Raw genomic sequence first — 14,426 nt, 5'->3', positions numbered from 1 at the left:
TTAGTACTTTTGACAAAAATAAGTCACTATCAGAGACACCGTAACTTCAAAATCAATTCTAAAAACTATTAAGCTATGCAGATACAACGCATTCAGACTGTCTACATCTTTCTCGCTATGGTGGCCATGGCTATATTCCTAATAGTCCCCTACGGCGCAGTCCATGATCTTACCGCTCAGCCCGCTGTGTCGGAAAAACTCTACACCATGTATGAATATGGCCTTCTGATTCCGGTCGCAGCTACTATCATCCTGCTTATAGTCGACATTTTTCTTTATCGTAATATCGCGCTTCAGCGGAAGGTCCTTACTATCTCTTTACTGCTGACTTTATGTTGCATTGCGGTTGTGTGTTTCATCCTTTTCAAGCAAGCCGGATCTGAGGGGCTTGACGCTGATTTCTCGGTATGGGATATCCTATTGCCGATAGCCGTGGCGTTTGAAATTCTTGGCCTTGGGGCTATAAAACGTGATATCAAACTGTTAAACTCCTACAATCGCCTCCGTTAAAAAAACGCCCTGTCCCCAATGGGGCTACAATTCGGAAATTTACGTCTCTGCCGTTTGGCAGGGACGTTTTTTAATGATACATTTGTAGACATTTTGCCTCGAACCTCTTATTCTTCTCTTTACATTTATCACAATCAGTAACCCTCACACCGCACCGGCCTGAAATCCGTGGATGGTCTGTCTCCGGATAATCTTTAGGCTTGGTTTAATAGTAACATCTCTACATTCCGAATGAAAGGCTTTGTCATAGGTATAATTGTAATTTTGTCAGCCGTTTTTCCAATATCGGCTTCTGAGACCCGTCTGTCTGATAGCAGTGAACTGCTTGAACAGCTGGATAGTGAACTTACGCGTCGTAATGACTATACATCAAAGCGTCAGAATAAGGCTGATTCCGTAAAAGTCCTGTTGCTCGCCGATTCGCTCGGGCCGGTGAGCCGTTATCTCGAACTCGGCGATCTCCAAGGCGGCCTGAATGCCGATTCAGCAATAGTCATGTTTTCGCAAGGCTTTAAGGCTGCTATGTCTGTCGGTGATTCCGTCATGGCCCAGCGTTTCCTCATCAAGCGCGCGACTGAGTTGTGTAAACTCAGCTCGACACCCGACGCGATGAATGATATAGTTAATGTGGCACAATCAGGCGTATATCCGGAAAACAGAGCCTTATTTTATGAGGTTGGCAGAAATCTCTACTATACAATGGCAGAGGTGTTTGAAGGGACGGCAATGCGCGACAATTATATAAAGCCGGGTTTTAAATATGCCAAGGAGCTGCAGTCCGCACTTCCAACGGATTCATATGATGCGAGGCTTAATCTTGCGATGATGTATTTCGCACAGGGCAATGATGCAATGTTTCTTGCCTGTCTCATGGATCTTTCAGAGGAAATCCCTGAAAGCTATGGGAATTATTCGATGGTTCTGACTGCACTCGGAGGCCGTCAATGTGTGCTTGGAGCAACCGACGAGGCTGTTTCCAACCTTGCCAAGGCCGCTTTGCGCGATGTGCGTGCGGGCGATAGGCATGGGACAGCTCTCATCCGTCTTGGCGTGGCTCTTTATGATGCGGGTGATCTTGCAAGAGCGCATAATTATCTTTCGGTAGCGCTTGAAGAGGCGTTGGCCGGAGGGGCCAAGACAAACAGTATGATGATTTCGGCAGCTCTGATGCCTGTGTCGCAGGCGTTGCGCGAGCAGGAGCGTACGACATTCATAATGCTCGTAGGGCTTATCGTGTGTCTGTGTGGAGTAGCTCTGCTGCTTTGGAATCTTTATCGCAGCAAGCGACGGCGCACCCGGGAACTTGAACGGATCAAACAGCAGCTTGCAAAGGCCAACCAGTCGAAAGAGGCTTATATCTCAGAATTCATGAACCTTTCATCAAGCTATATGGAGGGGCTTGAAGAGTTTAACCGCATCACCCGTCGCAAGCTTGCCGCCGGTCAGGTCGACGATCTGCTCAATATCATCAAGAGCGGAAAGATGATTGATGAGCAGCGAAAGAAGTTTGACGACATTTTCGATGATGCCTTTCTTGCAATCTATCCTACGTTTATCAATGACGTGAATGCTCTTCTCGCACCGGAAAAGCGCGTTGTGACACCGGCGAAAAATGTGCTTACAACCGAACTCCGCGTGCTTGCCTTTACGCGTCTTGGCGTTGACGACACTGCTCAGGTTGCGCGTTTTCTGGGTGTTACTCTAAATACGGTCTATACCTATCGAAACAAGCTACGGAACAAGGCTATCCGTCGCGATACATTTGATGCCGATGTCATGAAAATCGGTATTATTGTATGATTCAATATTTATTATATGTGTCAGAATATTGTATCATGAGCTTTTAACGCCTTTGATGCCACTTATATTTAAGCAAGTAAGGCTATGGGTCAATTGATTGATTCATAGTCTTTAATATTTGTAAAAGTCGCTTTATGAGTTATATTTGGCCGTGGGGCTATTGCGTCGGGATGAAAAAGCCTATATCTTTGCATTATAATATTAAAATCACCATTGATACTTTCCACAAAGAGATTATAAAATAAACATAGGTAAGATTTAGATGTAATAGGTATTAAAGATTTGTTTTTTGTTAGATTTAGAAGAACTATTTTAAACTACGTTAGATTCTGTTGAGAGCTGTCCTCGTGATGAAGGCCGCTCTTTTTTATTTGGGGCAAGCTGAGATGCGGCCAGACCTATGTGTTTACAGCATCGCGGAGCCGGACTCCAATCTGTCATGGCGGTTGCAGACTTGGCCTACGGGTCGGGTTGAGGGTTTTGGTTATTCGCGCAAATGCCGGCAGGTGCATTAAATGTTATATAAGATATGCTGTTTGTTAAGTTTGAAGTTGTACTGTAGTTTATATAAAAAAGAAAAGATATGGTTTGAAATGTGCTTTAAATCAGCGATATATTATAAAATATTTTGAGATTCATTTTAGAAGATACGATAAAGTGCATTCTTTGTGCTTGACAATGGGCTAACTTTGCAATGTGTAAAATTTTAATCAGTTTTTGGATTGTGATAATATCACGTATTTAAGTGAAGATTATTCGTTAATTATGCTAAGTGTTTAAACAGAATTACTCCGTCGGCCTCGTGAGAAGCAGACGGAGTTTTATTTTTCGTAGGGGTCTCCTGCATGTGCAATAAAAAAATGCTGCGACATCCATTCGTGATGTCGCAGCGTTTTTTATTTGAAGATTATGTGTGTGATTTATTTCACAAGAATCTTGCTGACTTTGTTGCCCTGACGCTTTACGTAGATGCCGGGGGTCATGTTGTCGGCGTCGACGCGCATACCCTGAATGTTGAAATATTCAACTGGTGCGTTGAGATCGGCGTTGATGTCGTTGATGCCTGAAGTTGTGGAAGTGAAGGTTACCTTGATAGGAATTCCAGACCACATTACATCAATATTCATCACTACGTTGTTGCCTGAGATAGTACCGTTGAGTGTCACATCGGCGACAATTGAGCCACCGGCAAGCTGCAAGCCTTTTACCTCGCCATTGTAGGCAGTCGTTCCGTTTTCTTCTGAAGTGGTGACATCGTTAACCACGATATCGCCGAGAACCATAGGTTCTGCTCCGGGCATTTCAAGCACGAAATTCGGGAGAGTGAATGTGCACTTGCCTTCTCCTGCAGGTGTGATTTCGATGGTCGCAGGCTTATTGGTGGCAAGAGCATTGCCCATCATGTCGATATTCAGCACGCCTGAGTAGACATTCTTGTCATTTTCGGCATAGATGAGTTTTACATCGTCAACGGTGATTGAGTTGTCTTTGCCGACTACGGATGCTCCTCCGAAGTAGTCGCCGGCAGCGATGATGATGTTAATCATTTCAGGGGTCGCATCTGACTTGTAGTCAAATGTGGCAGAGAATTTAGTCCATTCAGAAGCATCTTCGGTGATTTCAGCATTAATCACGGCGATAAGTTCGGCATCGTCGCTCTTGCTGACTTCGCCGCCCTGACAGCCGGTCATATCCATTCCAAGAATGCAGCGGTCGCGGTCTGTCATATCAGCGCATACAGGCTCTCCTGCCATATAAACCACGGCCGGTACATCTTTCTGAGTCCAGTGACCCTTCCATAGATATGCTACGACTGTAGATTTTTCAGCTGGTTTGTCTTCTCCGCGGCTGCGTTTGTACATGAATTCGATGCCTGTGGGGCGTCCGTTGAATTCGATGCCGCCGAAAGAGCCACCGTCACTGTTGTTGATTACCATTCCACCGGCTGAGACGTCGAACCCGGGATATGCTGTGGACCATGTTGTTCCGAGTGTCACGTAGCCGGGGACAATCTGGGCATCCATGAATGGATTGGGGGTATTTGTCAGTTTGACGGCGCATTTTGAGTTGAAGCCTTCTACAGAATCACCAACCACGGTAGTGCCGAGTCCGCTTGCCAAGCCGTCGTAATAAGAAGCCATACCGGCGACATTGGAGATGACCCATCCGTTCGGATTCTTGCCTGCGACAACTGCGCTTGCTTCTCCATGTTTGTCCTCGCTGACGTAGAATGTCCAAGGAACACAATCACTCCATCCGCCTTCGAAGCCGGAGTTTGGAATCTGCTGCTGTGCGTACATATTGACACACAGAGGGCTTACCAGCATGGTGCTGAGCAAGGTTTTGTAAAGTAATTTCATAAAATCAGTGATTATAATTGATTTGTCTATTAAGAGTTGGAAACGAGAGAGATTTTACGGACACTGTGGGAGAAATGTATTGCGTAAAAATCAGACATTCAAGAAATGTGTACTATATGGAAATGAATCAGATTTAATAAATTTCCGCTGCAAAGTTAATGATTATTTACAATTCTCCCTAAAATTAGATATTTTTTGATAATTTTTTGGCGGAAATGCCCAATTTATGATGAAAAAATGGCACAAATTGCATATCTATATGTGTTTTTTCGTAATTTTGTAACGATATTGCCGAACTATCGGAAATCGTCGACCATCTTTTGTGTTTATTGCGGCCCTGCCGGTGTCTGGAATGCGGGTCGTGTCGGTTTTGCGGTGTCCGGCTCGAATAAAATCCAATCAGAATATGAAATTAATCAACTGGCTTTTAGTGCTTGGCATGATGTTGGCTATGGCATCGTGCATAAAAAAAGAGCCCCTCAATGCTGAGTGTGATATCGTCGGTGTCGTGTTGCCCGATGATGCGCTAAACCGTACGCCTATCATCGAGAATGACCGTGTCACACTTATTGTGAAAAATTATGTCAACATAACAGAGCTTGCACCTGAGTTCGAGCTTACGCCGGGAGCTACCATTCAGCCCGCGAGCGGTACAGAGCGTGATTTCACCGAGCCGCAGACCTACGTTGTGACTTCGGAGGACGGTGAATGGAGCAAGGCTTACACAGTCACCGTGCAGCGCAACAATGCTATAAACCTGAAATATGGATTTGAGGATGTGAGAATCGTCAATTCGATGCAGGGTGGAAAGTATGATGAGTTCCTTGATGTCAGCATCAATGAATCAACCCATCAGCGCGACACCATGATATGGGCGAGCGGCAATGCCGGGTTTGCCATGACCAACGGAACGAAGCCTCCTGAAACCTATCCGACATTTCAGGCTAATGATGGCTATGTTGGAAAATGTGTGGAAATGGTCACACGTTCGACCGGTGCTTGGGGGGCGATGGTAAACAAGCCTATTGCCGCCGGCAACCTGTTCATAGGCAAGTTCAACGTGACGATAGCGGTTGCCACCCCATTGAAGGCTACTCAGTTCGGAACACCGTTTTCAAGCGTACCGCGCTACTTCAGCGGTTATTATAAATATAAGCCCGGAGAGGTCTACCAGCGGTTGAACGAGTCAAACAAGCTTGAGCCTGTTGAGGGTAAGGTGGATGAGTGTAACATTTATGCCGTGTTCTACGAATCGACTCCTGAAATGGAGTGGCTTGACGGTTCTAATGTGCTTTCCGATGACAATCCCAATATTATTGCAGTGGCCCGCCTGTCGGACGAACAGCGTCAGGCAACAGAGGAATGGACTTACTTCCATCTTCCATTCGTGTTCCGTGACGGTAAGACTATCGACCCCGACAAGCTTGAAAACGGTATCTACAGCATAACAATAGTCATGACATCAAGTATTGACGGTGACTATTTCTCGGGAGCTGTAGGCAGCACACTCTGTGTGGACGAACTTGAACTCAAATGTGATTGACGGGAAGACTGCTCCCGATGCTTAAAAATGTATATAATTATGAATATCAGGAAATATATTTGCCTTGCTGTAACGGTTTGCGCTTCGCTCCACGGCTTTGCCCGGTCAGATGTAAACAAGGAGGATTTCACTCAATCCGACCGTCCGGGCGACATCTACAAGTCGGTGATTCTCGGACTTGAATATGAGGTTAATGCCGGTGTGAATATCGGTGGTGCATCGCCCATGCCACTTCCGGCTGAAATCCGTCAGATAAACTCCTATAGCCCGCATCTGAATCTGCAGATTGGTACAACTGTCACAAAATGGTTCGGACAGGACAAAAAATGGGGCGTGGCCAGCGGATTCCGCTTTGAGACAAAAGGCATGGAGACGAATGCCAACGTGAAAAACTATGGCATGGAGATTATTCAGGACGGAAAAAAGCTAAGCGGAAAGTGGACAGGCAAGGTACAGACAAAATATCATACCCAGCAGCTGACTATACCGATTACTGCTGTCTATAGGATAAATGACCGATGGAAATTGAATTTCGGCCCGTATCTTGCCTATGCTTTCAGTAACGAATTCGACGGATATGTCCATGACGGCTATCTCCGCGAGGGTGATCCGACGGGAAACAAGGTTTCGTTTGAAGACGATGCCAAGGCCACTTATGATTTTGGCAGTGAATTGCGCAAGTTTCAGTGGGGACTGCAGCTTGGAGGCTCATGGCATGTGTTGAAGCGGCTGTCGGTAAACGCCAATCTCACATGGGGACTGAATGATATTTTCGTGCGCTCGTTCAAGACGGTTTCATTCAATATGTATCCAATCTACCTTAACGTAGGGTTCGGGTATATTTTCTGATGCCTTTCCAACAGAAATAAACACATTATATATAAATAGACATGGGTACGTGCCCGCTTGCTTTGCGACACATACCCATGTCTATTTTCATTGATTTCGGAATGATAGGTTCAGACTTCCGGTTTCACTACCACTCCTGTGCCTTTCAGTCCGTTGACACCTATGGCAAGCGGTGTCTGGAATGTGACTATTCTGACAAAATCACTTTCGTAGACTGCCGGCTGGGAGTTCAGGAATTCCACATCGTAGAGATCGGTGACGGGGTCACCCTCTTTTTTGTGTGCGTTGGTGTCGATGGTGAAATATGCCACTCCGAACGATGTGAGATTCTGGAAGAAATGAGTGCCTTGGCTTGGTTCGATGCGGTAGTTTGGCAGAGAAGACTCGACAATCAGTCGAGCGGCCGATATTGCGGGCCATTTCACCGGGATGCCGAGCGATGTGTCCGACGAACCCCATCTGCCGGGTCCGATTAGAATGTAGCGCTCTTCGCGGTCGAGAAATCCACGGTTGATTTTCTCGATTTCGCGTGCGATGAGAGAATTGTTTGACGATGAGAATTTTTCCGGCCGTACATAGACCACTGTGTTAACCCCTTCGATGTTGCCGTGTCCGAGCGCCGTGCCTGATTTCAGCAGCAACTTCTCGTCGGGTGTAGCCATGAGAGCCTCGTCGACGGTTTCCTTACGGTCGACTATAGGTCTGATCTGCAGCCAGTACAGACGACCTTTGTGCTTTTCGCCCGGGCCGATCATCTTTGGGTCTGGACCTATCATGCCTGCAAATTCGATTTCGACGGGGCGTTGCATTGCTTCCTGCCCGGTCGTCAGCATGAAATCTACAGATTCGGCAAGTGGATAAGCTTTGTGCTTCAGAACGTTGTTGAATGTGACGACTCGTCGGCCTTCGCCGAAATCACTGTCGCGGATAACGTTGTCGCGGAAATCGAATGTCGACACCATGTATTTGAGCGCGCCTTTTTCCGCAACATCCTGCACCCTGAGTTTTGCCACATTGTAACCGTCATCGACACTGAGCGAGGGCGCTGATGCCGGTTTGTCGATTTTCTGACCTGAAATGCTTGTCTCTCTGGCATCGCCTTTCATGTCGAGCGCATACATGCGTGTCTGGGTGTCGCGCAGGGCGAGCGACAGTTCCGATGTCTGCAGTACGTTTTCAGGGTGGCGTGGAGAAAAACGGAGCGCAAGACCGCCGTCGACTATATATTTTCCAAGACCGACTGCAACCTCGGCCACTCCGTCCTCAGGCTTTTCATCGTTGAGAGGGTAGTAGTTGAGCGAACGCCCTACGCCAGAGAATGAGGGGAAATAATAGCCTTCGACTTCACGTCCGACGACTTCCTGCAGAATCACGGCCATTTTTTCTTGGTCGATGACATTGGATGTGGCGGTCATATATGCCTTCGAGTCGGAATAGAACACAGAGGCATAGACACCTTTGATGGCGCTTGTGACCATCCGCAGCATTTCTTCCGGGTCGCTTACCTTGGGCACCATATATGTCGAATAGATTCCGGCAAATGGCTGATAGTGGGAATCTTCAAGAAGGCTTGAGCTTCTGACGGCTATCGGTGTGTCGACAACTTCGAAGAGAGCAAGCAGATCGTCCTTGATCCTCCGTGGCAGTTTGCCTTTGAGGAAATGGTCGAGGATTTCTTCGTCGGGAGCATCGCTCAGTGCGATGGGATAGAGCTTGTTGCTCTCCATGAACTCGTCGAAGATATCGGTACAGAGCACCACTGTGCGCGGAATTGTTATGGAAATGCCGTCGAAGTTGTCGCAGACAGGATTTTTCTTGATTATGGAGTCGATGAATGCCAGACCGCGGCCTTTGCCTCCGAGCGAGCCTTGTCCGATGCGTGCGAAGTTTGAGTAACGGTCAAAACGTTCTTTCTGGAAAATAGCGACCACACCACGGTTTTTCATCTTGCGGTATTTCACGATGAGGTCGAAGAACAGCTTGCGCACTTGGGGTGCGTCTTTAAGGTCGCGGAAGCGGTGGTGCTTTATGACTTCGGCGATCGGAAACATGGCGCGTGAATAGAGCCAGCGGGAGATGTCGTTGAACGACGCATGCCAGTAGAGCGCTTCGGCCGGGATGTCGAAAATGTTTTTCTGAAGGTCTTTGAGCGACTTTATCCGAAATATTTCTTCGCCGCTTTCGGGGTTACGGATGACGAAATCGCCGAACCCGAAATTGTTGATGATTGCTTTTCCGAGGTCTACCGGGAATTTCTTTGAATTTTTATCAATGAATGTTCCTCCAACCTCCGAGACATCGTGTGCATTCTCGTTTTCAGAGCTTTCGATGATCAGTGGCAGATAGGGGTCGCGTTCGCGTAGCTCGCGGGCAAGCCTGATACCGGCTTTCGGATCTTTCTTGCCTTCGCGCATGAATGAGACATCGCTGATCACACCTAATATATGGTCGCTGTAGCGGTCATATAGCTCAAGAGCTTCCTCGTAGTCGCGGGCAAGCATCACTTTTGGACGGCCTCGCATACGGAGCATCTGTTCATGCTCGTTAAGCGCCTCGGTGGAGAATTCGCGCGATTGCTTTAGTATGAATTTGTAGACAATCGGAAGTACCGACGAATAGAATCTTACCGAGTCCTCGACAAGCAGAATCATCTGCACCCCGACTCCGTTTATGTCATTGTCAGCGTTCATCTTGTCCTCAAGCAGCTTGATTATGGCGAGCAGCAGATCCACGTTGCCGAGCCATGAGAACACATAGTCGATTCCTGTGAAGTCTTCGTTGGAAAGTCTGCGTGAAACCTCTTTTGAGAAAGGTGTAAGCACGATGATGGGCATTTCGGGATAGAGCTCGCGTATGCGTCGCGCTCCGGCAAAAGTCTCGCTTACGTCATTGCCCGGCATCATGATGACCAGATCGAAATTCTTTGTTTTCATAATTTCGATTCCCTCGGTCGAATTTAACGCGCGTGTCACTCGTGGCGGGGAGGAGAGGTTGAGGGCTGTGTACTCGAAATAGAGCTGCTCCTCGACACGGCCGTCTTCCTCCATCATGAACGCATCGTAGGCCGATGCTATGAGCAGGACATTGAATATGCGTTTCTGCATGAGATTCTCGAAAGCCGTATCCTTGAAGTAGAGTTGGCTTAGTGCTTCGTCGTCGGTCATGGCTGATTGGATAAATATGGTTAAGTTACTTATGTGTCGCAAATTTAGTTAAAAACAATGAGATTTTTACACTGATTGCCGATAAAAGAGCCTGATTTTGATTTGGCTCGTTGTAAATGTCGGGTAAATGTCACGGCTCTTTCATTTAAGACAAAAAATAGAGACATATCTTCCCTTACCCGGTTCATTTCGAATCGGGTAATTTTATTGATGTTGTATGTCAGGGATTTATCTTTTTGTCAAAATCTTAATTTTTTCATTTTTGGCACAGGAACCGCATGAGTTTAGTAAAGCTCATTGAGACATGCCTCATGAGCTCTGCCACTCCTTTTCTTTTGTCCGACCGCTTTTTGCGAAGCCCTTTCCATATTGAAAATACCGAGAGGACTATTCTCTGGATGGTGTCAAGATTGCGGGCAGCTTTAGACGACTTACGTTTGATCCTGTCTTGCAGGAGATTGACATCCAGCCCCCAGTGCATGCTCTCTATCGACCAGTGGTCTCGCACATATGCCCCGAGAGCGGGCGTGTCGGTTGGCAGACTGCTCACATACAGCCTTTTTTCGGAGGTATGCGCGCCTGTTGACTTCCTTACCGTGTCGGCTTCATATTCTATTATCGTCATATTGCCGCCCCATTTCTCCTTGTCTGCTATGACTTCAAGCCCGTCGTAGACACGATAAGTCCGGGTCTCGATTCTGCCGTGTCCGAGTTCCGGCCCTTCGGTATATGAATAGACGGGCGTGAGCCCCTCAAGTCTGTCTTCCACGCCGTAGCGCAGGGAGCGCTGGTTGGCCTTGAGTTCTATCAGGAAGTCACCGCCTTGCTCCCTGATTCTGTCGATTATCTCCTTCTGCATGGACATGGCGTCTGCGGTTACGATCTTTCCGGATATGTCGATTTTGTCAATCAGTACCGGGACTGCCTTTATCTCGTTGCTCTTTTCCTGACATGCTTCCGTTGCCACTGTAATGCCGGCATTGAAAGAATATGCCGACACAATATCCGGATTGCGCCCGTTTTCCTGAACGGTGCCACGCTCGGCCTTACCGTCCACACAGACTATTTCCCTGTCGCGGCACGCCTTAAGCAGCTCATTGCGGAAGCCCTCGGCGAACGCCTGCATCCTGTCGGCCATGGATAAATCGTCGACACCGTTCTCCACCCGACAAAGGGTAGCCTCCGAAGGGATTCCATTCTTCAGTAGACCCATTTTACGGAGTTTTTTGAGATTGTGTCTGCCGAACGCTATTATATCAGCACGTCCGACATACCCGCAGGTCCGTCCCAGTATCATCAGAATGATGATGTCACTGAGCCGGTGACGGATGTTTCCTTTATCACACCTACGGAAATCAGGGACTGACCAGGCAAAATTCATCAGGCGTTCCAGGATACTGCCCTGTGGTATGAATTTATTTAGTACTTTTGCGGCATGATTGGGCTTACGTGCCTCAATCGAATGTTTTTGGTCAAGCGGATCCATTTTTTGCGTAACTATTTGATTTTCACCTATAAAGTTACTAAAAATCTGCCGCTTGGCCAAATTTTATGAATGCTTATTTTATTAATAATCAGGGAAATAGTCACATCTATACACGCAGGATGCCCTCTATAAAATAGCACATTCATTGAGTGTGCAACGTATTCTTAAATGAAAGAGCCGTGGGTAAATGTGATTGTCAGAGTGAATTTATTGTGGAATAACGGCGTAAATTACTACCTTTGCAGTGAAATTCAGGAAGAGGCCGTTGCGACGGTTTCTGCTCACGGTTTCAGCCTTGAGAGGCGCATCTATCCGTAAGAGTACGATTACATAGATTATTTTAATAGATTTAGGGGTGTCCGTCTTGGCCGGATGCGTTTTGCCGCATCAGGCAGACAGGTCTGAGATTATACCCTTTGAACCTGATCCGGGTAATACCGGCGTAGAGAAAAATTATGAAAAAATTGCTTTTCCCGGCGATGGTCCTTACAGGGACTATCAGCCTTCATTCCTCCGCGGCCGCTCAGGAAGCCGGCGTGGAGGATGATTCTTTGAGTCTTGTGCTTGACCATGTTGAAGTTGTGGCCAACCGCGCTACAGCCAAAACGCCTGTAGCGTTTACGAATGTCGGCAAACGTGAGCTGATGCGCAACAATGACGGTCGCGACATGACTTACCTTCTACAGATGACCCCTTCGGTCACTACCACTTCCGATGCGGGCGGAGGTGTCGGCTACACGTCAATGCGTATCCGTGGAACGGATGGTTCGCGAATAAATGTGACAGCCAATGGTATTCCTATCAACAATCCTGAAAGCCACAATGTCTATTGGGTCAATATGCCAGACCTTGCTTCGTCGTTACGGGATGTCCAGATTCAGCGCGGAGCTGGAACATCGACAAACGGTGCTGGTGCGTTCGGCGCGAGTGTCAATATGGTTACAGATGCTCCATCGGAGGATGCTTATGCGGAACTGTCAGGCGCATACGGCGCATACAATACCAACCGTGAGACTTTTCGAGTAGGGTCGGGTCTGGTAGGAAACCACTGGAGCTTCGATGCGCGGCTCAGTCATCTCGGATCTGACGGCTATATCGAGCGTGCTTCTTCGGAGCTGTGGAGCTATTTTGGGCAGGCCGCCTATTCTTCCTATAATACCACTGTCCGGCTGCTTGCGTTCGGTGGCAAGGAGAGGACTTATATGGCTTGGGATTATGCCTCGAAGGAGCAGATGGAAGAGTTCGGGCGACGCTACAATCCGTGTGGCGAATATACCGATGACAACGGTCGGCGGGCCTACTATCCCGACCAGTACGACAATTATATCCAGCATCATTTCCAACTGTTGCTTCATCAGCGTTTAGGAAGCTATCTTCATCTCAATGTGGCTCTTCACTATACTGCCGACAACGGGTATTACGACCAGTACAAGACCCGGCGCACGCTTGAGGAGTATGGGCTGAAGCCTTTTGTCGATGCTGAAGGCAACACCGTCAGCAAGTCCGACCTGATCCGTCTGAAAAACAATGTGAATGATTTTTATGGAGGACAGCTGAGCCTTAATTATCTCCGCGACGGCTTGAATCTTTTGCTTGGCGGTGCTGTCACTGATTTTGACGGACATCATTTCGGGCAGGTGAAATGGGTGCGTAACTACATCGGGCCGATTGATCCGTTGCAGAAGTATTACGACAATCGCGGCCGTAAATTTGATTCCAATCTATTCCTTCGGGCAAACTATGAGATCGACAGCCGGTTTTCGGCATACGCCGACTTGCAGTATCGCCATATACATTATACTATAAAAGGTGAATCTGACAACTGGGACTGGAACATCGCCGCTCCGGCAGTGCTTGATGTCAACCGTCGGTGGGATTTCTTTAATCCGAAACTCGGAGTGAACTTTACTTCCGGCAGTCACCGTGCGTTTGCGTCGTGGGCTGTCGCTCAGAAAGAACCTACGCGCGATAACTTTACCGACGGCGATCCGGTTCATCGTCCCGAGTCGGAGCGGATGAACGATTTCGAGCTTGGCTATACCTTTAACCGCAAGTTGTTTTCTGTAGGAATCAACCTGTATTACATGTTATATAAGGACCAGCTTGTGGCGACAGGCGAACTCTCCGACACAGGCAATCCGATCAGCGTCAACGTTCCTGATTCATATCGGGCGGGAGTGGAGCTACAGGGGGCTTTCAAGCCTTGCGTATGGTTTGACTGGACTTGCAATCTCACCCTTTCGCGCAACCGCATAAAGGATTTTGTGGAATACATTTATGAGGATGAGTGGACAAATCCTATTTCGTTCTCTCTCGGCGACACGCCAATAGCCTTTTCGCCCGACATTATCTTTAATAATGCGTTTAATTTCAACTATCGCGGAGCTGATGCCTCTCTCCAGAGCCGTTATGTCGGAGAGCAATACATGAACAATGCTCGCAGTGAGGAAGCGAAACTCGATTCTTATTTCGTGTCGGATCTCCATCTTGGCTACACGTTCAGGAATTTTCATGGTGTGAGGGAGATGCGCATAGGATTTTCTGTCTATAATCTTTTTGACAAGAAATATTTCAATAATGGTTATGCCGGTGCCGGATATACGGTTGTCGATGGTGAAAAGGTGATTTACCGCTATGCGGGCTATGCTGCTCAAGCGCCGACCCATGTAATGGCCACCGCCACTCTTCGTTTCTGATAATAATAGACTGTTTGC

The 14,426-nt window shown here is 47.6% G+C and carries 8 protein-coding genes and 1 riboswitch; of the genes, 5 read left to right on the top strand and 3 right to left on the bottom strand.

Going from position 1 to position 14,426, the window contains the following annotated elements; genetic code table 11:
* Nucleotides 1-75: 75 nt before the first annotated feature.
* Together E7747_RS15175 and E7747_RS15170 are read left to right on the top strand one after the other, a co-directional pair.
* A complete protein-coding gene (locus E7747_RS15175) occupies nucleotides 76-510 on the top strand; it encodes a DUF4293 family protein (protein ID WP_123615029.1) in 435 nt (144 codons plus the stop codon).
* A 264-nt stretch (nucleotides 511-774) separates the two neighbouring features.
* Nucleotides 775-2,310 (top strand): DUF6377 domain-containing protein, encoded by a 1,536-nt coding sequence (locus E7747_RS15170; protein WP_136416844.1) that lies wholly within the window; start codon nucleotides 775-777, stop codon nucleotides 2,308-2,310.
* Between the two features lie 920 nt (nucleotides 2,311-3,230).
* On the opposite strand, the gene E7747_RS15165 is transcribed toward E7747_RS15170, so the two are convergent.
* A complete protein-coding gene (locus E7747_RS15165) occupies nucleotides 3,231-4,670 on the bottom strand; it encodes a calycin-like domain-containing protein (RefSeq protein ID WP_136416843.1) in 1,440 nt (479 codons plus the stop codon).
* 406 nt (nucleotides 4,671-5,076) lie between these two features.
* Here E7747_RS15165 and E7747_RS15160 point away from each other — a divergent pair, with 406 nt between their 5' ends.
* A complete protein-coding gene (locus E7747_RS15160; protein ID WP_123615032.1) occupies nucleotides 5,077-6,213 on the top strand; it encodes a PCMD domain-containing protein in 1,137 nt (378 codons plus the stop codon).
* A gap of 39 nt (nucleotides 6,214-6,252) precedes the next feature.
* Nucleotides 6,253-7,062: a porin family protein gene (locus E7747_RS15155; RefSeq protein WP_168185373.1), complete on the top strand. Its 810-nt coding sequence runs from the start codon at nucleotides 6,253-6,255 to the stop codon at nucleotides 7,060-7,062.
* Nucleotides 7,063-7,172: 110 nt separating this feature from the next.
* On the opposite strand, the gene E7747_RS15150 is transcribed toward E7747_RS15155, so the two are convergent.
* Together E7747_RS15150 and E7747_RS15145 are read right to left on the bottom strand one after the other, a co-directional pair.
* Nucleotides 7,173-10,226, bottom strand: coding sequence for a PEP/pyruvate-binding domain-containing protein (locus tag E7747_RS15150; protein ID WP_136416841.1), 3,054 nt, complete (start codon nucleotides 10,224-10,226; stop codon nucleotides 7,173-7,175).
* Between the two features lie 256 nt (nucleotides 10,227-10,482).
* Nucleotides 10,483-11,712, bottom strand: coding sequence for an ISAs1 family transposase (locus E7747_RS15145; protein WP_228449113.1), 1,230 nt, complete (start codon nucleotides 11,710-11,712; stop codon nucleotides 10,483-10,485).
* A gap of 341 nt (nucleotides 11,713-12,053) precedes the next feature.
* A riboswitch (TPP riboswitch) is annotated at nucleotides 12,054-12,179 on the top strand.
* On the opposite strand from E7747_RS15145, the gene E7747_RS15140 reads away from it, so the two are divergent.
* Nucleotides 12,168-14,408, top strand: coding sequence for a TonB-dependent receptor (locus E7747_RS15140; RefSeq protein WP_136416840.1), 2,241 nt, complete (start codon nucleotides 12,168-12,170; stop codon nucleotides 14,406-14,408). It overlaps the preceding riboswitch by 12 nt.
* Nucleotides 14,409-14,426: the final 18 nt, after the last annotated feature.

Origin of the sequence: Duncaniella dubosii (genome assembly GCF_004803915.1) — a bacterium.
In the GTDB taxonomy this organism is placed as follows: domain Bacteria; phylum Bacteroidota; class Bacteroidia; order Bacteroidales; family Muribaculaceae; genus Duncaniella; species Duncaniella dubosii.
This window is presented reverse-complemented; position numbering and strand designations above follow the sequence as displayed.

Coding starts and splice junctions, on each gene's coding strand:
- E7747_RS15150 (WP_136416841.1), bottom strand. CDS start 10,226: ATGACCGACGACGAAGCACTAAGCCAACTCTACTTCAAGGATACGGCT.
- E7747_RS15145 (WP_228449113.1), bottom strand. CDS start 11,712: ATGGATCCGCTTGACCAAAAACATTCGATTGAGGCACGTAAGCCCAAT.
- E7747_RS15165 (WP_136416843.1), bottom strand. CDS start 4,670: ATGAAATTACTTTACAAAACCTTGCTCAGCACCATGCTGGTAAGCCCT.
- E7747_RS15140 (WP_136416840.1), top strand. CDS start 12,168: ATGAAAAAATTGCTTTTCCCGGCGATGGTCCTTACAGGGACTATCAGC.
- E7747_RS15175 (WP_123615029.1), top strand. CDS start 76: ATGCAGATACAACGCATTCAGACTGTCTACATCTTTCTCGCTATGGTG.
- E7747_RS15155 (WP_168185373.1), top strand. CDS start 6,253: ATGAATATCAGGAAATATATTTGCCTTGCTGTAACGGTTTGCGCTTCG.
- E7747_RS15160 (WP_123615032.1), top strand. CDS start 5,077: ATGAAATTAATCAACTGGCTTTTAGTGCTTGGCATGATGTTGGCTATG.